A 19030-nucleotide genomic window follows, 5' to 3' on the forward strand; every position below is an offset into this window, starting at 1 on the left:
GCGGGGGAGTAGCGATCATGGCAGAGATCTCGCGTTTGTCCGCCAGCGATGAGGGGTTCGACCGGCAGCTCGAGGCCCTGATGTCCTGGGAGTCGATCTCCGATCGGCAGGTGCAGGATACGGTCGATACGATTTTGGCCGCGGTCCGCGATCGCGGTGATCAGGCGCTGCTCGACTACACCATCCGCTTCGATGGTTGGGAACCGGAGCAAGCGACCGATCTCGAGATCCCGTCGGCCCGCTTGGAGCAGGCTTGGCAGGGGCTTCCGGCGAGCCAGCGGCAGGCCTTGACGCTGGCCGCCGGGCGGATCCGCGATTACGCCGAGCATCAGAAGCTCGCCGGCTGGAGCTATCGGGAACCGGACGGCACCCTGCTCGGCCAGCAGGTGACGCCGCTGGATCGGGTCGGGCTCTATGTGCCCGGCGGCAAGGCGGCCTATCCGTCATCGGTTCTGATGAACGCGATCCCGGCCAAGGTCGCCGGGGTGCCGGAATTGATCATGGTGGTCCCGACGCCAGGCGGCGATGTCAACGAGCTGGTCCTGGCCGCGGCCCATATCGCTGGGGTGACCCGCGCCTTTGCGATCGGCGGTGCCCAGGCCGTCGCGGCGCTGGCCTATGGTACGGCGCTGGTGCCACCGGTCGACAAGATCGTCGGTCCCGGCAACATCTTCGTCGCGACGGCAAAGCGGGCCGTGTTCGGCCGTGTCGGTATCGACATGATCGCCGGACCATCCGAGATCCTGATCCTGTGCGATGGGCAGACGGATCCCGACTGGATCGCAATGGACCTCTTTTCGCAGGCTGAGCACGATGAGGATGCGCAAGCGATCCTGGTGGCCTGGGATCCGGATTACCTGGATCGGGTCGCGGCCAGCATCGAGCGCCTGTTGCCGACGATGGAGCGTCACGCGATCATCGCGAAGGCCCTGAAGGCGCGCGGGGCCTTGATCCTGGTCCGCGATCTCGACGAGGCCGTGGCCTTGGCCAACCGCGTCGCGCCGGAACACCTGGAATTGTCGGTCGCCGATCCGCAGCCGCTGGCCGCGCGGATCCGTCATGCCGGGGCCATCTTCCTGGGGCGCCATACCGCGGAGGCGGTCGGCGATTACTGTGCCGGCCCGAACCATGTGCTGCCGACCTCGCGCACCGCGCGCTTCTCGTCGCCGCTCGGGGTCTATGATTTTCAGAAACGTTCGAGCCTGATCATGGCCTCACCGCAGGGAGCGGCGACCCTCGGGCAGACGGCCGCGGTGTTGGCCCGTGGCGAAGGCCTGACGGCCCATGCGCGGTCCGCCGAGTACCGCGGGGTGGCCGGGGCCGATGTGGAGCGGCCAGCCGATGTCTGACCTGATCGAACGTTGGGTGCGCCCGGAGATCCGCGGCCTGAGCGCCTATCAGGTCCCGGCGGCGGCCGGCTTGATCAAGCTCGATGCGATGGAGAACCCCTATCCGTGGCCGGATGCGCTGCGCCGCGAGTGGCTCGATGTGCTCTGCGATCTCCCGGTCAACCGTTACCCGGACCCGCGCGGGGCGGCCTTGCAGCAGGCGCTGCGCGAGGCCATGGGGGTCCCGCCCGGGCAGGGCCTGTTGCTCGGCAACGGTTCCGACGAACTGATCCAGATGCTGGCGCTGACGGTGGCTGCCCCCGGGCGGGCGATCCTGTCCGTCGAGCCCGGCTTCGTCATGTATCGGATGATCGGTCTCTATGCCGGGCTAGACTATGTCGGGGTGCCGCTCCGGGAGCCCGGTTTCACGCTCGATCTGCCGGCGGTGCTCGCGGCGCTCGAGCAGACGCAGCCGGCGCTGGTCTTCATCGCCTATCCAAACAACCCGACCGGCAATCTCTTCGACGTGGCCGCGATCGAGCGGATCATCGCCGCGGCACCGGGCCTGGTCGTCATCGACGAGGCCTATGCCCCCTTTACCGATGCGAGCTTTCTGTCGCGTCTTGGCGAATGGCCGAACCTGCTCGTGATGCGGACCCTATCCAAGATGGGGCTGGCTGGCCTGCGCCTTGGTTACCTCGTCGGGCCGCCGGCCTTGTTGGACGAGATCGATAAGACCCGGTTGCCCTACAACATCAATGTCCTGACCCAAGCGAGCGTCACCTTCGCGCTGCATCATCGGGCCCTGTTCGACCATCAAAGCCGCCTGATCCGCGAAGAGCGGGCCGTGCTGTACCGCGCGCTGGCGGCGATCGATGGCGTGCACCCGTACCCGAGCGATGCGAACTTCATCCTGCTGCGGCTGCCGGTTGGACGGGCATCGCGGGTGTTCACCGCATTGAAGGGGGCCGGGATCCTGGTCAAGAATCTCGATGGCGGCCATCGGCAGTTGGCCGATTGTCTGCGGGTGACCGTGGGCCAGCCGGAGGAGAATCGGGCCTTCGTCGCGGCGCTGATCGCGGCACTCGAGCGGCTATAATGGGCCAGGTCCACGAAGGCGCGTTCGGCGAGCGTGCCGGCGGACCCTTCACCGTGGGCGTCATCGCAATCTGCGGCGTCTCCTCCGGTCCCGCCAGCACCGCGAGCCCGTCGCGGCGTCGGGGTTTCGACAACAACACAACCTATCTGGAGAACGTCTGATGGCGAAAGGCGATCGTCGCACGCGTCGGGGCAAGATCAACCGCGGCAGCTATGGCAAGACGCGGCCGCGCAAGGATGGCGGCAAGAAGGACTGAGCGATCGGTGATGATCCGGCCGTGTCCGCTCGCGCGGCCGGCTGGTTCCGGTCCGACCTGCCGGGTGCCGGTGCGTCGGGCCGCTCCGCTGCTCGTTGTCCTCGCTCTGTTCGGTTGCGCGACCAGTGAGCCGCGACCGGTCCTCTATCCCAATGCGCATTACCAGTCGGTCGGTGACGCGGCCGCGCGCCGCGACATCCACGATTGCCGGCGTCAAGCCCGGGCCTTTGGTACGGCCGGTGGTCAAGGCGGCGAGATCGCCCGCGGGACCGCCAGCGGGGCGCTTATCGGTGGCGCCGCGGCCGGTGCCTGGGGAGCCGTGCGCGGTGACGCCGCGGAGCGCGCGGTGGCCGGCGCCGCGGCGGGTGGAGCCGGTGGACTGGCCCGCGGCGTCGTGCGCGCATCCGAACCGCCGCCGCTTTACCGCAACTTCGTCCAGCGGTGTCTCCGTGAGCGTGGCTATGATGTGATCGGCTGGCGTTGAACGGCGCGTCGTCCGCGATCCGATGCGAGTCGCCACGGCACCGTCGAGTGCGGCCTCAATCGAGCCGTGCCAGAAAGGCGTCGACCGCTTCGTCGAGGCCGATCTTCTCGGCCAGGACGGCGTCGCGATAGGCTTCGACCCATGTCGGCATCAGCAGTTGCGCGCGCCGCCATTCCTCGTACAGGATCCGGACCAGGGGGCCACCTTCGCTCAAGAACCCGGATTCGTGGAAATCCCGATCGGTCTGGTCGCGATCGTAGGCGAAGCGACAAATCTCGGCGTGCCAACGTCCGCCTCGCCACTCGAGTCGCCCATAACTGCCCCGCGGATCGCCGTCGAACGGGGACCCGACCGAGCCGACGTTGAGGATCAGGGTGCCGCCGAACTGGCGTATCAGCGGTTTGTGCGTGTGCGCCGTGACGAAGACCGCCAATTCGCTCGGCACGCGCTCGGCGAGCGCGGCGTCCGGCAGGCTCGCTGAGATCCCGTCGCGGTTCCCAAGCAGCGTCCCGTGCGCCACATGGACCCAGGCCCGATGTCCGGGTCCGGCGAAGCATAGGTGGTCTGGCCAGTTGGCGAGGAGATGCTGGACCGGCGTGATCTGCGTGCAGGTCCAGTCCGCGAAGCGTCGCATCTGACCGTCGATCGGCGACGTCGGCGGTCGCTCCGCGCAGCGCAGCACCCAGACCTCGTGGTTGCCGTTGACCGGTAGCCATCCAGAGGTCTGGCGCAGCGCGTCGAATCGCTCGAGGCAGGCGCGGCTGCTAGGGCCGCGGTTGATCAGATCCCCGGCCATCACGACCAGATCCGGCCCCCACGCCAGGATCTCGTCGGCAGCGGCGTCCAGTGCCGGCTGGTTGGCCTGGACATCGGATAGGACGGCAACCTTCATCGGATATTCCCCTTCGCTGGTCGGATCGTCGCCGGTGGTCGTTGGCTCCGCGATGCCGACGCGGCGGCTTGGTCCGGCGATCTATGGTCGGTGAGTATACCGGGATCCAGGTTGTCTCCGATCGCGGGCTCGCGCATGATTGGCGGCTCATCGCGATGAGGTCTCAGCGAGGGCACTGCATGAACCATGACTCGACGCCGCCGGAACCGGATTGGGATGGGCCGCTCCAGCTCACCTTGACGCCGGCGTTACTTTTCCACAGCCTGATGGCAACCGCGACGGCGGTGCATACCGGATGGGAGTCATGCATCGACGAGACCCTGGTGCTGGCGAACCAGCTCGCGCTGGACGATGCCGCCGGGCACTATGTGCGCCTGGTCGAGCAGGAGTATTTCGAGGAGGCCGACCAGGAAAACCTGTGGCATGACTGGACGCTCGAGATACGCCTTGGCGGTGTGCTGATCACGGGCCATTGGCAGTCCCCAGTCGGCGGGCCTCCTTGGGAGTGGGAATGGCAGGCCCGGGAAGCCGAACAGGCCTTCGAGCGGGCCTGTGTTCTCGTCGGTCGGCGTGTCAGTCGCGGCTTGGTCGTGGTCGAGCCGCAATCGGCGAACGGACCCGCTCGCTCGACGCGCCACTGACCGGCGATGCTACGTCGGGTGTTTTGGGCTTGCGTTGGCAGTGGGCATCGGCGACAGTGACGGCCACAGACGAGGTGAGGAGGCGCCATCATGAAGGTCACGGTCGATGTGGATATCACCCCCGAGGAGGTGCGCAAGCTCTTCGGTCTGCCGGATGTCGAGGGTTTTCAGCGCCAGTTGCTCGAGGACATGCGCGAACGGATCGCCAGTGGCGCCGAGGGTTATGACCCCGCCAAGCTGCTGCAACCTTACATCAACAGCAGCTTGGCCTCTTGGGATCTGTTTCAGAAGGTCCTGCTCGGTGCGACCCAGGCCACGACACGATCCCAAGCCGGCGATGACAAGAAGGCCAGGAAAGACGGCTAGGCAGGTCGCCCATCAGGATTTGAACAAGGCTTCGGCCGCCTGACGCAGCGCGTCCGGGGCCGCCTGGGCAGGGGTCTTGATCCCGGCCGGGGCGGCATTCGGTTCGAAGAAGTCGCAGAAGTTGGCGCGGTCCTTGATAAGGATCCGCTCCGATCGCGGTTCGTAGCACTCGTTGGCGCGGCCGGGTGCGTAATGGCGGCAGTTACGGCATACCCGGGTGTCTCGGTCGCAGCCGAGACAGCGGTTCTCGCGCCCGTAGTCGGCGCTGGTCAGGCCGCGGCCGCACGACCAGCAGCGGCCGACCTCGGCGCCCGGATGTCCAAGGGCAAGATCCGTCTGGTCACTCATTCGGGTCATCCTGGGTCAGCGCAGGTAGTCGAGTGCCGCGGCATCGAATGCCGTCGGCACGATGCCGAGGCGCTTGAAGGCCTCGGTCGAGTCGCAGACGTTGCCTTCCATCAACATCGTGATTTGGTCGCGGGTGATCGGGAACCAGGGCCAGCGATCCAAGAGCCCCGCGACGGCCTTGATCACGGCTGCCGGTGCCGGCAGCATCATCTTGCGTTTGCCGGAGGCCTCGGCGATCGTGGCCAGGATCTCCCGCCAGGTGACCGCCCGCGGACCGCAGAGCGGATAGGTTGCGCCGAGGCTGGCCGGATCGCCGAGCGCGCGCGAGAAGGCCGCGGCGACATCCCGCACGCTGATCGGTGCCAGACGGAAGCGACCGGCCTCGGTCGGCAGCCAGCCGTCGAAGAAGAGGGGCGCCGGCAGTGGGCTGTCGATGATGTCTTTCTTGAGCTGGCTGCAGAATTCCATCCGGCCGCGCGGGTCGCCGAAGATCACCGACGGGCGGAAGATGGTCCAGTCGAGACCGGAGGCCTTTACGGCCTCCTCGGCTTGGTACTTGGTATGCTGATAGGGCGTCCCGCCTTCCTTGATACCGTTTGCACTCATCAACAGAAGGCGCGTCACGCCCGCCCGTTGGGCCGCGGCGATCGTACGTTCGACACCGCGCCATTGCAGCCCGTCGAAGCTGATGCCCCGGGCCGGGAATTCACGCAGGATACCGATCAGGTAGATGACCGCGTCCGCTTCGGCCAGGCAGGCGTCGAGCGCGCGATGGTCGGTGACGTCGCCCGGGTGCAGACGGCAGGCCTCGGGCTGCGTGACCTTCGATTCACTGCCGGGTCGCACGAGCAGGTGCGGGACATGGCCGTCCTCGACCAGGCGATCGATCAGGTGGCTGCCAACGAAACCGGTTCCGCCGATAAGGCTGACATTCATGGGTGCTCTCCAAAGCTCATAGGGTTTCCGGGTGCCGAACCGGACACGACTGCCGTGCCCTGCCCCTGAGATGGGGCGGTCCCCGCGGCGTCAAAAGGGATCCGCACCCTCCGGCCGGTGCCGGCCCGCCGCGGGCTCGGCGGTATCTCGACGCCCAGTCCTAGGATACCTTGAGAAACTCGAGAAGACCCTGCGAGGCAGGGAGGCCCCGTCATGCTCCGCTGTCTCAGCGGCCAGGCATGACCCATGGCGACAGCCGCACTTTGTTCGGCCGCGGGCGCGCTGATCAGGTCACACACCGACGGCTTCTCGATCCCCTCGCGTTTCGCGACGCTCGTTCAACGAGCCACGAACACGCGTCCGCGTCATCGTAGAAGCTCCAACATGTCGGAGTGCGAGCCCTGACCATTACCGGTCACAAGGCTGAAGGTTCGCAGTAACCCCTTGATGGTTCATGTCCCTCGTTGTGGATTCATTCACGTGCTCGTATTGGCCGCCGTCTTGCATTGTCCCCGCGCAAGTTCCAATTGATCTGTGGCGACTTTCGATGATCGTCTTCTCGCTCAGCATCTTCGCCCCCGACGATCGCCGTGCCGATATCCTCGATAGCTTTGCCGCCCTGCTCGAACCCACCCGCGTCGAGGTGGGTTGTGTCGCTTGTCATCTCTATATCGACAGCGAGGACCCCAACGCGATCACGCTGATCGAAGAGTGGGCGTCGCAATCGGCACTGGACCGGCACCTGGCCTCCGATGCGTGCAAGACGCTCGTCGCCGCGATGGAGCTGTCCGTGCGGGCCCCGCCGATCCGCTTCGATCGGGTCGCTGAACGGGCCGGCATCGAGGTGATCGAAGCGGCGCGCCTGGACCGGGGCTCGTCGCTGCCCTGAAGGTGTCATGCGCGGACTGACCTGGCCATTACTCGGCCCATCGCGAGTCGAACGACAAGCGGTGACCGGGATCTCTTAGAGGTGCTTGATGATGTCTTTCCTCGGAATGAGTCGGGTGGGTGCCCTGTGGCTCGCGGCCCTGACCCTGGCCACCTTGCCGGTTGCCGCCCCATGGGCGGCGGACCAGCCGCAGAACGACGAGGCGATGGATCACCTGATGCGGATGGCCCGACACCTATCTGAGCTCGAACGGGTCAGCGTCGTCTTGCGCGCCGGCTACGACGTGGTCCAAGAATCGGGGCAGAAGATCGAGTTCACCGAGCGCCGCGCGATCCTGCTGATGCGCCCCGACCAATTGCGGGTCGACGCGGAGACGAGCGACGGCGAGCGGTCGGTGCTGGTCTTCGACGACGGCACCTTGACCCTGATGAACGCGACGGACAAGACCTACGCCTCCTCCGCGATCCCGGGGACCGTCGATGCGGCGATCACGCATTTCGTCCGCGATCAGCGGATGCGATTGCCGCTCGCGATGCTGTTCGTGACCGGGCTCCCGACCGAGCTCGAACGGCGCCTGACCGAGGCGCAGATCGTAGAGACGACCCTTATCGGTGGCGTTTCGCATCGGCACATCGCCGCGCGCGGCGCCACCGTCGACGTCCAGGTTTGGTTGCCGGAGACCGGCGATCCCTTTCCGCAACGGATCATCCTGACCTACAAGCAAGAGGCGGGGCAGCCCCAATTCTGGGCCAATTTCCTATGCTGGGACTCGTCGCCGGAACCGCCGGCGTCGGCGTTCTCGCTGGAGATCCCGGCGGACGCGACCCGTATCGCCTTTCTGACCCAGGTCCGAGCGGCCCAGTCGGGCGCGCCGGAGCAAGGAGAGACGCCATGACCCATTCGCTTTGGCTTCGGGCAGTCAGTCTTGGTGTCGCTGCCCTGTTCATCGTGTCGCTGACCGCCGAGGCCTACGCGCGCGGCGGCGGCCGGGGCGGTGGGGGCTTCGGCGGTGGAGGCATGGGCGGTGGGGGTTTCTCGCGCGCGGGTCCAGCCGCGGGCGGCAGTTTTTCGGCCCGCGGCGGTGGCTTCGATGGGGGTGCTCGCGCCGCTGATCGACAGGCCGGCATGTCCGACCGCACCGCGATGCGCCAGGATACGCGCACGGATCGCTTCGACGACCGCCAGGATGTCCGTGGCGATCGCCAGGACCAGCGCACCGAGCGCGGTGACGATCGCTACGATCAGCGCGAGGATCGGCAGGATCATCGCGACGAGGCGCGGGATGATCGCCAGGACTTTCGTGATGAGGCGCGCGACGACTGGCAGGACTGGGGTGACGATGACTGGGACAATTGGGGCTATGTGGCGGCGGGTGCCGCGGTCGTGGCTGGTGCCTACGCCATCGGGACCGTGATCTCGGCGTCGGCCTACTACGGGCTGCCTTGCACCCCGACGACCATCGTTGTTGACGATTTCAGCTATTCCGAATGCGACGGCATCTGGTACCAGCCGGTATACTCGGGTGGCTCGACCACCTACATCGTCGTCGAGGCGCCTTACGGCTATTGATCTGAACCGCGCGCCGCGCGGTGGCTGCCGGTTTTCGTGACCTGACAAACCTGGAGAACGACATGTCGAAGATGGCCATCCTGACCCTTGCTGGCACCCTTGCGCTGGCCCCGTTCCTGCTGCCCGCGGGCACGCAAGCCGAAGGAACGGCCCCGGCAACCGCCACCGCCGCGGTCGGGCAGATCACCGGGCGCGTGGTCGTGGTCAATCAGGAGCGGCGCCAACTCGCGATCCGCACGCCGGATGGTGCCTTCGAGGTCATTCAGGTCCCCGAGGAGGTGCGCCGCCTCGATGAGATCCGGATCAATGACACCCTGACGATCAGCTACCTGAAGGCCGTTGCGATCGATCTGCGCAAGGGCACGGACGCCGCGGGCGGGCCGTCCGCCGTCGTGACCCGCGACATCGAGCGCGAGGCGACCCGGCGTCCGGCGGGACGCATCGAAGAGATCGTCCAGCTCACCGGCATCATCGAGGCCATCGACCGGAGCACGGCGGAGGTTCGTATCCGCGGCGCCGAGGAGGCGGTCACGGTCACCGTCGAGGACCGTAACCTACTTGTTGACGTAGCAGTCGGCGACAGTGTCACCGTCACCTACGTCAGCGCCATCGCGGCCCGGATCGAGTAGGTCGGACCCACTGGGGTCGATCTGGGTCAGGTCAAACGGCGGACATTGTTCCGCCGATTCGGTTCGAGGGACTTTCTGCAATGCCTCGCCCCGCGTTGACGACCGCCCTGCTGCTGTCGGTGCTGCTGATCGCTGGCTGCGCCACCAAGCCCCGCGAGCTGATGCCGACGCCCGTCGTCTACCAGGCACCGAACGGCCAGCCTCTGATCGCGCGGGCCGATTCGATCGCGACGACGCCGGATCTCGATCTTCTCTTCATCACGAACCGAGCCGTGGAGACGGACGCCGAGAGCCCGCTCCCATACGGTCAGGAACGAGCCCGGCGCATCGCCTTTGGCTCGGCCAAGGTGCGGATGGGTCAGGGATTGGGCTGGGACGCCCTGATCGAGCAGAGTCAACTGGCACAGCGCACGCAACCGATCCATCTGGACCTGGGACCGGTTCAGGAACTCGGCGCCTTCCCCGAGGAGCCCTACCGCATCACGCGGCGTGCCGATGGCGCACTGTTGCGCGACCGCGACGAACTCGTGCTGCATGCGGCGGCGCGCGAGCGGCTGCAAACGGAGATCCAACGCCGCCTGGCCAAGGCCCCGAAGAAGGAGGTCCTGGTCTATGTGCATGGATTCAACGAGACCTTCGCCAGCGCCGCCTTCACGGCCGCGGAGCTCTGCCATTTCCTCGGTCGTGAGCCGGTGTGCGCCTTCTTCACCTGGCCGGCCTCGTCGACCGGCAATTTCCTGATCTCCTACACGTCGACGACCGAATCCGCCGACTACGCCGTCGAGCATCTGAAAAAGAGCCTGCGCATGGTTGCGGCCACGCCTGGAGTGGAACGGCTGCAGTTGCTAGCCCACAGCCGTGGGACCGCCGTCATGCTTCGTGCTGTCCGCGAGCTGGCGTTGGAGGCCATCGCGGCCGGACAGGAGCCGGTCCATCTGTACAAGATCGATCACCTGGTGCTGTTCTCGCCCGACATCGATGTCGACATCGCCGCCCAGCAAATCACCGGCATGCTGTCCGATCCGGATCTGGTCACGGTCTGGCCGGAGGCGCGCCTGCCGCGAATCCTCGGCGGCCGTTTGACCATCTACGCCTCGCCCGAGGACCGCGCGCTGCTCGTGTCGAGGGTCTTGTTCCGCAGCCGCGGCCGAGTGGGACAACTCAGACCGGAGGACATCTCGGCCAAGGCACAGGACTATTTCGCGAAATTGGATCGCGTCGATCTGATCTCGTACGAGGGCGAACGGACCGATCTGTTCGGGCATTCCTATTTCACGTCCAACCCGCGGGTCAGCTCGGACCTGGTACAGATGCTGCGCTTCGGCAAACCACTCGGCAAGCCGGGGCGCGACCTGGTCCGGACCGGCCCCGTCACCTGGGCGTTCCCGGGTTCGACGCGCGGCCCGCAGACGGCGAGCGGCCCGCCGCACCAGGGTCCAGCGCAGACAGGTCCCGATTGGCACGGCCTTTGACCGACCAGCCGACGACCCTGCCGCCAGCGGGCCCCACCGGCTGGATCGACTATCCGGCGGGAACGCCTGTTCTTCGGCCCGGGGGCCGGGCGCTTGGTCGCGGCACCCAGATCAATAGGACTCGGGAATCCACCTGAACGGATACTCGGGATCACGGTAGTCGCTGGCCTTCTGCCGTTTCGGCAACACGACCTTTTCCCGTGGCAGGTCCTCGTAGGGAATGCGGCTCAGCAGGTGTTGGATGATATTGAGCCTTGCGCGCTTCTTGTCGTCGGATCGGACGACGAACCAGGGCGCAAAGTCGGTATCGGTCGCGGCGAACATCGCGTCGCGTGCCCGCGAGTAATCGTACCAACGGCGATAGGATTCCAGGTCCATCGGCGAGAGTTTCCAGATCTTGCGCCCGTCCTCGATGCGTGCCTCCAGACGCCGCGTCTGCTCTTCCGGACTGACCTCGAGCCAATACTTGATCAGGATGATCCCGGAGTCGACCATGGCCCTCTCGACGAACGGGGCCAGGCTCAGAAAGCGCTCGGCCTCCGGCTCGGTGCAGAAACCCATGACCCGCTCGACCCCGGCCCGGTTGTACCAACTGCGATCGAAGATGACGACCTCGCCGGCCGCCGGGAAATGCCGCATGTAACGTTGCACGTACATCTGGGACCGCTCGCGTTCCGTCGGTGCCGGCAATGCGACCACCCGGAAGACACGCGGGCTCACCCGTTCGGTGATGGCCTTGATCGTGCCTCCTTTGCCGGCCCCATCCCGGCCCTCGAAGACGATGCATGCCTTGGGCCCTTTGTGTCGCACCCATTGTTGTAGCTTGACCAGCTCGACATGCAGCGCGCGCAGTTTCTTCTCGTAGGCCTTGGTCTTCATCTTGACCGTGGCGTCGGCTATCGCATCGGCCTCATCCCTCTGGGCATCGAGGTTCTTCTTGGATTTCTTGCTCATCATCAGGCCTCCTCTGTTAGCGTGAAAATCAAGCCACGGATCCACACGGATGGACACGGATGCACACGGAAAAGGCCCAGGTGGCGGGTGAGTCGACACACGACTGATTCGATCCGTTAGTTTCGATGCTCTTCCGTAGCCCCTCTTATCCTTCAGGGTGCCGGGCCTGCGGGAATGGCCGTTAGGGTCAGCAACGAGACGCTTGCGCATCCATTGCCCGCTACCCTGGTGACACGCAAATACAAGGCCAATGATGACGTTTTCGTGACAACGCGGTGGGGCGCAAACAATCATCTTAAAATCCAGTAGTTATGTTTCTTCTGATCGCGAGATTACCCTGGGCACCAAGATCCACTCCGATATTTCGGGGCATCCAGGGGGCGGCGACGGGATGTCAGCCGACCGGGCCTCGATAGCCCACTCGAGACCAGAGCGCTGGCACGCTGCATGCGTGATCAGCGTTACGAGCAAGGGTAAAGGAATCGGCGCTGGGCTGACTTTTCCGCCGCTGCCTGCGATCAGATCGCTTCAGATCAGTCACCTACCAACAGCGTGTCCGATTGGAAGCGCCGCCGGTCCCAGTTGGCGGCTCCGACATATCGGGGTTTCCACGACGTCCGTCGCCCCGAGATCCCCAAGCCCGCTGTCATCAGGTCTTGGGCTCGAGTAACGACGCGGTTGGGTGCGCAGGGATCGGAGCAGGCCGCGCTGGCGAGACCCAAGTGTCTTGGCAACCGCGCGCGCATCGGGCGGATGCCTTGCTCGAATGCTCGCGGGTCCGGGGTTTTTCGTCGCAGAGGAGATGGAACCATGAAGAGAATCGCTGCGGTGGCATTGGCCGCCGGCACGGTCGCATTGGGTGTGCAGGCGGAGCTCGGCCAGCCGCCGGATCAGGCGTTGCGGGACGCGGTCCGGGCCCTGTGGCAGACCCAATACAAGGCGCTCGACGCCCACGATCTCGACGGGGTGCTCGGCACCTACGTCGACACCGATGACATCATGCTGATGGGCACCGGCCCGGGCGAGCACTGGGTCGGCAAATCCGATGTCAGAGGGGCCTATGCCCGGTTCATGGATGACTTCGAGCCCAACACGATGGAGGTGACCTGTGGAGAGGGCGAAGGCGCCTCGCACGATGGCGTCCTCTGGTTGACGGCCGTCTGCCAGTTCCGCGATCGGCACCAGGAACAGACGCGCGAATACGTGACGAACGTGTCCGCCGTGCTGGTCAAGCAAAGCGACGCGTGGCGCTTCCACACCATGCATTTCTCCCAGTTGACCGGAGGCGATGACTTGGCGCCACCGCCGGCATCAGAGTGACGGAGGGTCGAGAGATGAGTGACGAGCACAATCCGATCGGACGCGATTCCCCGCGCGAGGACACGATGGGCGCGACCGACGAGCAGACCCGGCAGAGCCGCCGGCGATTCCTAATCGGTCTTGGCAAATGGTCGCAGGTGGTCGTTGTCGGTGCCGTCACCGGCGGCGCTCTGCTGGGTGGCCCAACGGCCCAGGCCGGGTGGATCAACCGGCGCGGCGGCGGCGGTTGGATCAACGGTGGCGGCGGCTGGATCAACCGCGCGGGTGGTGGTTGGGGCGGCAGTTGGATCAACGCGCGCTGAGCAGCGAGTGGGCCTGGTACGCCAGGCCCACGCCCGAGGGCGCCCGCTGACGGTTCGCAGGCGGCCGGCTGAATCGATGCCGGCCTTGTTTGCCGCGGTGAAGCCGGCTTCGATGCCCCGGTGTGACCCCGAACCAGTCGCCGAGCACGGCGGCTGGCTATCGGCTCCGCTTGCTCGGTTGTGCTCCCGTCACCGCGATCACGGGTCTGTGTAGCTTGATGAGCGACCTCGTCTACCATCTCCCCTTGACGCAGCTGGCGACCTACCGCGGTCATCGCGTCATCGTGCGCGCAGCGCAGCCGCACGACCTGATCGCCCAGCTCGGGCCGCAGGATCTCCGGAACCTGGCCTATGTGCAGTTCTGTGCCCTACCGGACGATATCGATGGCCTGCTCCATTGGGCCGAGGGCTTGCCGATCGAGTTGCACTTGGATGCACCGGCGCGGGATTTCACCCGTCTCTATCGGTGCGTCAAGCTGCTCGACACGCATCCGGTCCGGGTCTCGTTGCCGGTCGTACCCGGTTTCGAGAAGGCCGCGAAGCTGGCGCTGTCGCTGCAGTTCGCGGTCAGACTGCACGTCGGCCAGCCGCCACCCTCGTTGATCGATCCCTTGATCGCGCTGCTCGAGGCGTATCTGCACCAGAGTACCGTCGCCCAGCCGGTCGAATGGTTCCACAGCCTGCTGCTCGGGTTGTGCCAGGGTGACACGGCGACACTGTGGGCGCTGAACGAGGAAGACCCGGCGCGGCTGCGCCATATCGACGCTCAGGGTCGGGAGCGGTGGCCCGGTCGGCTGGCCGCGGCCGAGTTCGATACGGAGCCCGCCGAGTTCGTCGCACGCTGGGGAGACGGCCTGCGGCGTGGCGGAACGGAGTGCGCGCGGTGCCCATTCTTCGCTCCCTGTCGGGGCTATTTCAAGTGGCCACGGCGCGATTACGACTGCGCCGGCGTCAAGGCCGTACTCGCTGGGATCCATGGGGCGGCCGATGAACTGCGCCGCGATCTTGCCGCCGCGCCTTCCGTCCCACGGGGCACCCCGCTGTGAAGGGCCGCCACATCTCGCTGGTCTTGCTCCCAACGAGCCGCTGTAACGCGGCATGCGATTATTGCTTCGAGGACCGCACCCATGACCAGCTCAGCCAAGAAGGGCTACAGGTCATCATCGGTAAGTTGCTCGATCATATGGACGGCCACTCGATCGAGGAACTGACGATTCATTGGCAGGGCGGGGAGGCGCTACTGCTGCCACCGGACTGGTACCGACGGGCCTTCGCGTTCATCGAGGACGCCGCCGCGGCGCGTGGCAAGCGCGTCGCCCATGGTTTACAGACCAACTTGCTGGCTTACGGTCCGACGTGGGATCCGATCATCTTCGAGATGTTCGGCGGCACCGTCAGCACCTCGGTGGACTACCCGAACCGACACCGTAAGGTCCCTGGCCGCGGTCCCGAACACTATGACGCGCTCTTCGCGCGCAAGCTCGAGATGGCTCGCGCGGCCGGCATCGACGTGAAGGCGATCGCGGTGCCCAATCAGGCGACGCTGGCGATCGGCGCCGCGCGCTTCTGCGGGCACTTGGTCGAGGTGCTCGGTATCACCGACTTCCAGATCAATACGCCCTTTCCAGGCGGCGCGCCGAATGCCGTCAAACGGGATCTGTGCCTCGACCTGGCCGAGCTCACGCGCTTTCACTGTGAACTGGCCGATGTCTGGCTCGGCGGCGAGAGTGCCGACCGGGTGCGCATCGGACCCTTCGACCAGCTCCTCGATTACTTCCTGCACCGCGAGGCGAGGCTGCCCTGCATCTGGGGACCGAACTGCGCCGACGAACTCATCTGCGTCGACGCCCGCGGCACCGTCAGTCAATGCGACTGCTGGGTGACCAGCTATCCCGAGCAGCATTTCGGCAACATTTTCGACGGCGACAGCCTGTCCGATCTGTTGCGCGGGAGCCGGGCGCGGGAGCGTTTCCTCGAACGACCGGCGAGGCTCATGCAAGGGGAGTGCCTCGAGTGCGAGTATCTCGCGTTGTGCCATGGCGGCTGCCCGGTGCGCACCTACAGCCTCCGCGGCCGCCTGTTCGAGAAGGATCCCTATTGCGAGCTCTACGCGGCCTTGTTCCAGCATATCGCGGGTTGGGCGGCGCGCCTATCGGCAAGGGCGGTTCGGCCAGACGGCCCCCGTCCATGACCTTCTTGACGGTGGGGTGGAACCCCTCCCACGACGAACGGAGTGAAGGTGGCCCCTACGCTCTCGCTGAAAGGCCGTCCCCTGTGAAGCCACTCGAGCCCGAGCCGCCTCGTCGTTCACGAGCGCGGGACGATGGGCGAGGCCCGGACCCGGGCCGCCATCGATGCCGCGTCCATCGAATGGCAGGGCCTCGGGCCGGGATCTGGAAGGCTGGCCGGCGCCACGGCGCCGGCTGGTTTGCGGTCATGTCGGTGGCGGCTCCGGGGTCGGCATCCGCACCAGCGGCGCGCTGTCGAGTAGCTTGCTCGCGACCGCGACGAGCGGTGACAGATCGTGGCTGTTGGCGAAGGTCGCGAAGGTCAGCACCCCGAGCAGATAACGCGGATCGCTGACCCAGGGCGGCAGGAAGCGGGGCGGACGACAGAGCTCCATGGCGTAGAGCTCGCACAAGGCCGGCATATCGAACAGATCGAGCTTGCCGCAGAACAGCAGGCTCAGACAGTCGGCGCGGCCAGCGGCGAAGCAGGCGCGCACGAAGTAGTTGATTTGCATCAGTCCCATCAGATAGACGACGTCCTTCGTGAAGGGCGCACCACCCGTGACGACGCCACCGCGAAAGACGCGGCGGGCACTCTCGAAGGATTGGTCCGGATCCCAGGTCCGCTCGAGAAAGTATTGATAGACCGCGATGAAGTCGGCGCCGTCGATGGCCATCTGGATGGCCACGACGCGATCGGCCAAGCGCCGGAGTCGATCGAGCTCGATGGTCCCGCTGATCAGTTCGGCGAAGACGGCCAGCCCCTCCTGGGTCCGGGTCGTGCCAGGATGCCCGGCGGCGAGGATCGGCAACTCGCTTTGCTCACGGCCGTTCAGCGAGGTCGCGACATGGATGTAGGCTTCGTGGTGCAGCAGTTGGACGAAATCCCGATCCGTGAAACGCGCGCCGCGCCGAACGCGGATACTCTTCGAGGTCGCCAGGGCATTCGCCGACAGCCGGTCGACTAGCTCGATCGTCGGGGCCTGGTCGCCGAAGTGGATGCGGACCGCGTCCGCGAGCCGTTCGGCGACGCTCTCGGCCGAGTGGTAGGTCGAGGGTTCCGTTCGGATCTCGATGTGGGTGAGCTGCGCGATCGTATCCAACACGGTTTGCGCCAAACCCTGCGGCGTGACCGGGATGTAGCGCAATGGGGCGGTTGGCTCGCCGTAGAGCTGCCGGCCGTATTCGAAGAAGGCATTGGTGCCGACCGCGGCCAGCATTCGCGCCCCGAGCTCGATCGCCTGCGCTTGGCGATCGAGCCAGGTATCGATCGTCGTCACCGGCACGATGTACCGCCGCGCCTCGCGCACGGCCTCGACCGTCGGGCCGGGATCGAACATCGGGTAGCTGGGTTGCGGCAGTTCCCGGCCCCCTTTGGCCAGAAAGGTCTCCTTGACCTCCGGCGCCCAGGCGATGGCGCTCAGGATGCGCATCGGCCGGCAGGCCTGATGCAGGAGTCGGGCGACGGTCCTGATCCGTTCTTTCTCGCGTTCGGTGGCCATGGTCATCATCGAAACCTCCGTCGGTAGAAGGGTCGCAGGGCGCGGTTCGGCCAGTCGCTTGCTCGACTCAACGGACACGCGGCCGGCGCGCGCCGCGCAAGAGATTGACCCCGCTGGCCGGCGCCGCGCCGTGAGCGAACCCAGGGTTACGGTCAATTGAGCGTGTCATCCGGCCAGTAGCGAGAGCCGGTCAGCTTCGCCGCGATTTTCCAGCCTTTGCCGGTCAGCACGAACACGGCCTTGCCGTCATCGAAACGCATTGCTAGCTGCTCCTTCTCGTCACCGGCCATCGCGTCGACCGACGCCGTCGCATCCAGGCCCTGCGAGACGAAGCGAGCGAACGCGGCGCTATCCTCGAACAGGATCACGAGCTGCGAGGCGAAACCGCCGATGACGCGATTTCGGTGAGCATCTGGGCGCGTTTGGAGTCGGTCGGGTTTCGTTCGCAACCTCTCAGTCCAACACCAGCGACAAGGCCAGCACATAGAGCGCCCCGACCGCCAGTTGCACCAGCATCAGCGGCACGCCGTAGCGGGCGAAGCGGATGAAGGTCACACGCTGACCCTCCTTCTCGCAGATCCCGGCGGCGACGATGTTGGCCGAGGCGCCGATCACGGTCGCGTTGCCCCCCAGTGTCGCGCCGAACATCATCGCGACGAAGACCGGCAGCGTGGCCGCCGGCCAGTCGGTGAAGCCGCTCGCCATCGCCACTTCCGGCACCACCTCGGCCGCAACCAGATAACCTTGGGTCATGATCAGTGCCGCCGCGACGACGGGGATGTTCGCGAGCAGCGCCGAGAGCATGCCGATGCCGGCGAGCAAGAGCAGCGCCACCAGCGTCAGTTCGGTGCCGAACCAGTCGTAGAGTTGCAGCGAGAAGCCCTGCAACAGACCGGTCTTGGTGAACGCCTGCACCAGCGCAAAGATCGCGGCCAGGAAGATCAGGGTCTTCCAGTCGATGTCGCGCAGCACGTTGTCGACGGGCTCCACGCGAACGCCGTAGACGACCAGCAGCGCCAGCGTCGCGCCGATGATGGCCACCGCCGGTGGAACGATGCGCGTCGGCAGGGTCTCTCCGATCAAGAACAAGGTGATCATGATCAGCAGCACCGCGAGGGACAGGTAGACGAACGCGGGCCGCGTGATCGTCGATGGGTGCGGGGCTTCGGCACCGAGCGGCACCCGCGAGGCCCACACGTCGGGTAGCAGCCGCGGCAATAGCGGCACCACGACGAGCACGGCGAGCAAACCGCCGAGGCTCACCGTCCGCAGATAGTCGCCGAAGCTGAGTCCGATGGCACTGCCGACCAGGAAGGTCGCCGGGTCCCCGACCAGCGTCAACATCCCGGCCGAGTTGCTGATGATCGCGGTGACGATCAGCGGTCCGACGAAGTCCACCTTCAGCGCCCGGGCGACGGCGACGATGATCGGCGCGACCAGGATCACCGTCGTCGCGTTCGGCAGAAAGGCGCACAAAGGCGCCACCAGGACCACGAGCAGCAGCAGAAAGCGCCGTCCACTGCCGCCCGTGGCGTGCAGATAGCGCTCGCCCACCCAATCGAACACCCCGGTGCGCGCCAGCACGCGCGCGACCACCATGCCGCCGAACAACAGCGACAGGGGGCCGCCCGCCGTAGCGATGATGCTATCCAGGTCGTCGCCATCGAGGAGGCCGAGCGCGATCAGCACGCTGACCCCGAGCAAGGCTGCCACGGCCATGTCGAGCCGGTCGAAGGCGATCAAGAGGATCACGGCGGCAAAGATGCCGATGGTGACAAGGATATCGATGTCGCTCATGGGGTTTCGACCTCTGTC

The 19030-nt window shown here is 66.2% G+C and carries 23 protein-coding genes; 16 read left to right on the forward strand and 7 right to left on the reverse strand.

Annotated elements, in window-relative coordinates:
* The first annotated feature begins 17 nt into the window (after nucleotides 1-17).
* Genes hisD through ABC977_RS10405 form a run of 5 tightly spaced genes read left to right on the forward strand, consistent with a single transcriptional unit; the run spans nucleotide 18 to nucleotide 3167 of the window.
* Nucleotides 18-1349 carry a histidinol dehydrogenase gene (gene hisD, locus ABC977_RS10385; RefSeq protein WP_369667192.1) on the forward strand — a complete coding sequence of 444 codons (1332 nt, stop codon included), beginning with the start codon at nucleotides 18-20 and terminating at the stop codon, nucleotides 1347-1349.
* Nucleotides 1342-2427: a histidinol-phosphate transaminase gene (gene hisC, locus ABC977_RS10390; RefSeq protein ID WP_369667193.1), complete on the forward strand. Its 1086-nt coding sequence runs from the start codon at nucleotides 1342-1344 to the stop codon at nucleotides 2425-2427. The genes hisD and hisC overlap by 8 nt, the downstream gene beginning before the upstream one ends.
* The gene (locus tag ABC977_RS10395; protein ID WP_369667194.1) at nucleotides 2427-2588 is read left to right on the forward strand and encodes a hypothetical protein; all 162 of its coding nucleotides are present in this window, start codon (nucleotides 2427-2429) and stop codon (nucleotides 2586-2588) included. Before hisC ends, ABC977_RS10395 begins: the two co-directional genes overlap by 1 nt.
* Nucleotides 2588-2683: a 30S ribosomal protein THX gene (locus ABC977_RS10400; protein ID WP_369667195.1), complete on the forward strand. Its 96-nt coding sequence runs from the start codon at nucleotides 2588-2590 to the stop codon at nucleotides 2681-2683. The genes ABC977_RS10395 and ABC977_RS10400 overlap by 1 nt, the downstream gene beginning before the upstream one ends.
* Before the next feature lie 7 nt (nucleotides 2684-2690).
* Complete coding sequence (locus ABC977_RS10405; protein ID WP_369667196.1) at nucleotides 2691-3167, forward strand: hypothetical protein; 477 nt, start codon at nucleotides 2691-2693, stop codon at nucleotides 3165-3167.
* A gap of 55 nt (nucleotides 3168-3222) precedes the next feature.
* Here the strand turns inward: ABC977_RS10405 and ABC977_RS10410 are convergent, their stop codons facing one another.
* The gene (locus ABC977_RS10410) at nucleotides 3223-4059 is read right to left on the reverse strand and encodes a metallophosphoesterase family protein (protein ID WP_369667197.1); all 837 of its coding nucleotides are present in this window, start codon (nucleotides 4057-4059) and stop codon (nucleotides 3223-3225) included.
* A 179-nt stretch (nucleotides 4060-4238) separates the two neighbouring features.
* Here ABC977_RS10410 and ABC977_RS10415 point away from each other — a divergent pair, with 179 nt between their 5' ends.
* On the forward strand, nucleotides 4239-4700 hold the full coding sequence (locus ABC977_RS10415; protein WP_369667198.1) for a hypothetical protein: 462 nt from the start codon (nucleotides 4239-4241) through the stop codon (nucleotides 4698-4700).
* A 90-nt stretch (nucleotides 4701-4790) separates the two neighbouring features.
* Nucleotides 4791-5066, forward strand: a complete 276-nt coding sequence (locus ABC977_RS10420) for a DUF6489 family protein (protein WP_369667199.1) — start codon at nucleotides 4791-4793, stop codon at nucleotides 5064-5066.
* 12 nt (nucleotides 5067-5078) lie between these two features.
* On the opposite strand, the gene ABC977_RS10425 is transcribed toward ABC977_RS10420, so the two are convergent.
* Together ABC977_RS10425 and ABC977_RS10430 are read right to left on the reverse strand one after the other, a co-directional pair.
* Nucleotides 5079-5414: a hypothetical protein gene (locus ABC977_RS10425; RefSeq protein WP_369667200.1), complete on the reverse strand. Its 336-nt coding sequence runs from the start codon at nucleotides 5412-5414 to the stop codon at nucleotides 5079-5081.
* Between the two features lie 15 nt (nucleotides 5415-5429).
* Nucleotides 5430-6350 (reverse strand): NAD(P)H-binding protein, encoded by a 921-nt coding sequence (locus ABC977_RS10430; protein WP_369667201.1) that lies wholly within the window; start codon nucleotides 6348-6350, stop codon nucleotides 5430-5432.
* A gap of 547 nt (nucleotides 6351-6897) precedes the next feature.
* Between ABC977_RS10430 and ABC977_RS10435 the strand changes: the two genes are divergently transcribed.
* The 5 genes from ABC977_RS10435 (at nucleotide 6898) to ABC977_RS10455 (ending at nucleotide 10909) form a co-directional block, all read left to right on the forward strand.
* Nucleotides 6898-7239, forward strand: a complete 342-nt coding sequence (locus tag ABC977_RS10435; RefSeq protein WP_369667202.1) for a putative quinol monooxygenase — start codon at nucleotides 6898-6900, stop codon at nucleotides 7237-7239.
* An 88-nt stretch (nucleotides 7240-7327) separates the two neighbouring features.
* Nucleotides 7328-8134, forward strand: a complete 807-nt coding sequence (locus ABC977_RS10440; protein WP_369667203.1) for a DUF2092 domain-containing protein — start codon at nucleotides 7328-7330, stop codon at nucleotides 8132-8134.
* A complete protein-coding gene (locus ABC977_RS10445; RefSeq protein WP_369667204.1) occupies nucleotides 8131-8808 on the forward strand; it encodes a hypothetical protein in 678 nt (225 codons plus the stop codon). The genes ABC977_RS10440 and ABC977_RS10445 overlap by 4 nt, the downstream gene beginning before the upstream one ends.
* Before the next feature lie 62 nt (nucleotides 8809-8870).
* A complete protein-coding gene (locus ABC977_RS10450; protein WP_369667205.1) occupies nucleotides 8871-9437 on the forward strand; it encodes a riboflavin synthase family protein in 567 nt (188 codons plus the stop codon).
* A gap of 80 nt (nucleotides 9438-9517) precedes the next feature.
* Nucleotides 9518-10909 carry an alpha/beta hydrolase gene (locus tag ABC977_RS10455; protein ID WP_369667206.1) on the forward strand — a complete coding sequence of 464 codons (1392 nt, stop codon included), beginning with the start codon at nucleotides 9518-9520 and terminating at the stop codon, nucleotides 10907-10909.
* Nucleotides 10910-11020: 111 nt separating this feature from the next.
* On the opposite strand, the gene ppk2 is transcribed toward ABC977_RS10455, so the two are convergent.
* On the reverse strand, nucleotides 11021-11788 hold the full coding sequence (gene ppk2, locus ABC977_RS10460) for a polyphosphate kinase 2 (protein WP_439849182.1): 768 nt from the start codon (nucleotides 11786-11788) through the stop codon (nucleotides 11021-11023).
* Nucleotides 11789-12673: 885 nt separating this feature from the next.
* On the opposite strand from ppk2, the gene ABC977_RS10465 reads away from it, so the two are divergent.
* The 4 genes from ABC977_RS10465 (at nucleotide 12674) to ABC977_RS10480 (ending at nucleotide 15676) form a co-directional block, all read left to right on the forward strand.
* The gene (locus tag ABC977_RS10465) at nucleotides 12674-13183 is read left to right on the forward strand and encodes a YybH family protein (protein WP_369667207.1); all 510 of its coding nucleotides are present in this window, start codon (nucleotides 12674-12676) and stop codon (nucleotides 13181-13183) included.
* Nucleotides 13184-13197: 14 nt separating this feature from the next.
* Nucleotides 13198-13485 carry a hypothetical protein gene (locus ABC977_RS10470; protein ID WP_369667208.1) on the forward strand — a complete coding sequence of 96 codons (288 nt, stop codon included), beginning with the start codon at nucleotides 13198-13200 and terminating at the stop codon, nucleotides 13483-13485.
* A gap of 122 nt (nucleotides 13486-13607) precedes the next feature.
* On the forward strand, nucleotides 13608-14531 hold the full coding sequence (locus ABC977_RS10475) for a hypothetical protein (protein WP_369667209.1): 924 nt from the start codon (nucleotides 13608-13610) through the stop codon (nucleotides 14529-14531).
* A complete protein-coding gene (locus tag ABC977_RS10480; protein WP_369667210.1) occupies nucleotides 14528-15676 on the forward strand; it encodes a radical SAM protein in 1149 nt (382 codons plus the stop codon). Before ABC977_RS10475 ends, ABC977_RS10480 begins: the two co-directional genes overlap by 4 nt.
* Nucleotides 15677-15919: 243 nt before the next feature.
* On the opposite strand, the gene ABC977_RS10485 is transcribed toward ABC977_RS10480, so the two are convergent.
* The 3 genes from ABC977_RS10485 to ABC977_RS10495 all read right to left on the reverse strand — a co-directional run bounded on the left by ABC977_RS10485 (nucleotide 15920) and on the right by ABC977_RS10495 (nucleotide 19012).
* On the reverse strand, nucleotides 15920-17224 hold the full coding sequence (locus ABC977_RS10485; protein WP_369667211.1) for a peptidase MATCAP family protein: 1305 nt from the start codon (nucleotides 17222-17224) through the stop codon (nucleotides 15920-15922).
* A 143-nt stretch (nucleotides 17225-17367) separates the two neighbouring features.
* Nucleotides 17368-17583, reverse strand: coding sequence for a lipid-binding SYLF domain-containing protein (locus tag ABC977_RS10490; RefSeq protein ID WP_369667212.1), 216 nt, complete (start codon nucleotides 17581-17583; stop codon nucleotides 17368-17370).
* An 85-nt stretch (nucleotides 17584-17668) separates the two neighbouring features.
* Nucleotides 17669-19012 (reverse strand): ArsB/NhaD family transporter, encoded by a 1344-nt coding sequence (locus ABC977_RS10495; protein WP_369667213.1) that lies wholly within the window; start codon nucleotides 19010-19012, stop codon nucleotides 17669-17671.
* Nucleotides 19013-19030: the final 18 nt, after the last annotated feature.

Origin of the sequence: Thioalkalicoccus limnaeus (genome assembly GCF_041197575.1) — a bacterium.
GTDB classification, from domain to species: domain Bacteria; phylum Pseudomonadota; class Gammaproteobacteria; order Chromatiales; family Chromatiaceae; genus Thioalkalicoccus; species Thioalkalicoccus limnaeus.

Excerpts from the sequence above, each read along its gene's own strand:
- hisD (WP_369667192.1), top strand. The coding sequence starts at position 18 with ATGGCAGAGATCTCGCGTTTGTCCGCCAGCGATGAGGGGTTCGACCGG.
- hisC (WP_369667193.1), top strand. The coding sequence starts at position 1,342 with ATGTCTGACCTGATCGAACGTTGGGTGCGCCCGGAGATCCGCGGCCTG.
- ABC977_RS10395 (WP_369667194.1), top strand. The coding sequence starts at position 2,427 with ATGGGCCAGGTCCACGAAGGCGCGTTCGGCGAGCGTGCCGGCGGACCC.
- ABC977_RS10400 (WP_369667195.1), top strand. The coding sequence starts at position 2,588 with ATGGCGAAAGGCGATCGTCGCACGCGTCGGGGCAAGATCAACCGCGGC.
- ABC977_RS10410 (WP_369667197.1), bottom strand. The coding sequence starts at position 4,059 with ATGAAGGTTGCCGTCCTATCCGATGTCCAGGCCAACCAGCCGGCACTG.
- ABC977_RS10415 (WP_369667198.1), top strand. The coding sequence starts at position 4,239 with ATGAACCATGACTCGACGCCGCCGGAACCGGATTGGGATGGGCCGCTC.
- ABC977_RS10420 (WP_369667199.1), top strand. The coding sequence starts at position 4,791 with ATGAAGGTCACGGTCGATGTGGATATCACCCCCGAGGAGGTGCGCAAG.
- ABC977_RS10425 (WP_369667200.1), bottom strand. The coding sequence starts at position 5,414 with ATGAGTGACCAGACGGATCTTGCCCTTGGACATCCGGGCGCCGAGGTC.
- ABC977_RS10430 (WP_369667201.1), bottom strand. The coding sequence starts at position 6,350 with ATGAATGTCAGCCTTATCGGCGGAACCGGTTTCGTTGGCAGCCACCTG.
- ABC977_RS10435 (WP_369667202.1), top strand. The coding sequence starts at position 6,898 with ATGATCGTCTTCTCGCTCAGCATCTTCGCCCCCGACGATCGCCGTGCC.
- ABC977_RS10440 (WP_369667203.1), top strand. The coding sequence starts at position 7,328 with ATGATGTCTTTCCTCGGAATGAGTCGGGTGGGTGCCCTGTGGCTCGCG.
- ABC977_RS10445 (WP_369667204.1), top strand. The coding sequence starts at position 8,131 with ATGACCCATTCGCTTTGGCTTCGGGCAGTCAGTCTTGGTGTCGCTGCC.
- ABC977_RS10450 (WP_369667205.1), top strand. The coding sequence starts at position 8,871 with ATGTCGAAGATGGCCATCCTGACCCTTGCTGGCACCCTTGCGCTGGCC.
- ABC977_RS10455 (WP_369667206.1), top strand. The coding sequence starts at position 9,518 with ATGCCTCGCCCCGCGTTGACGACCGCCCTGCTGCTGTCGGTGCTGCTG.
- ppk2 (WP_439849182.1), bottom strand. The coding sequence starts at position 11,788 with ATGAAGACCAAGGCCTACGAGAAGAAACTGCGCGCGCTGCATGTCGAG.
- ABC977_RS10465 (WP_369667207.1), top strand. The coding sequence starts at position 12,674 with ATGAAGAGAATCGCTGCGGTGGCATTGGCCGCCGGCACGGTCGCATTG.
- ABC977_RS10470 (WP_369667208.1), top strand. The coding sequence starts at position 13,198 with ATGAGTGACGAGCACAATCCGATCGGACGCGATTCCCCGCGCGAGGAC.
- ABC977_RS10485 (WP_369667211.1), bottom strand. The coding sequence starts at position 17,224 with ATGATGACCATGGCCACCGAACGCGAGAAAGAACGGATCAGGACCGTC.
- ABC977_RS10495 (WP_369667213.1), bottom strand. The coding sequence starts at position 19,012 with ATGAGCGACATCGATATCCTTGTCACCATCGGCATCTTTGCCGCCGTG.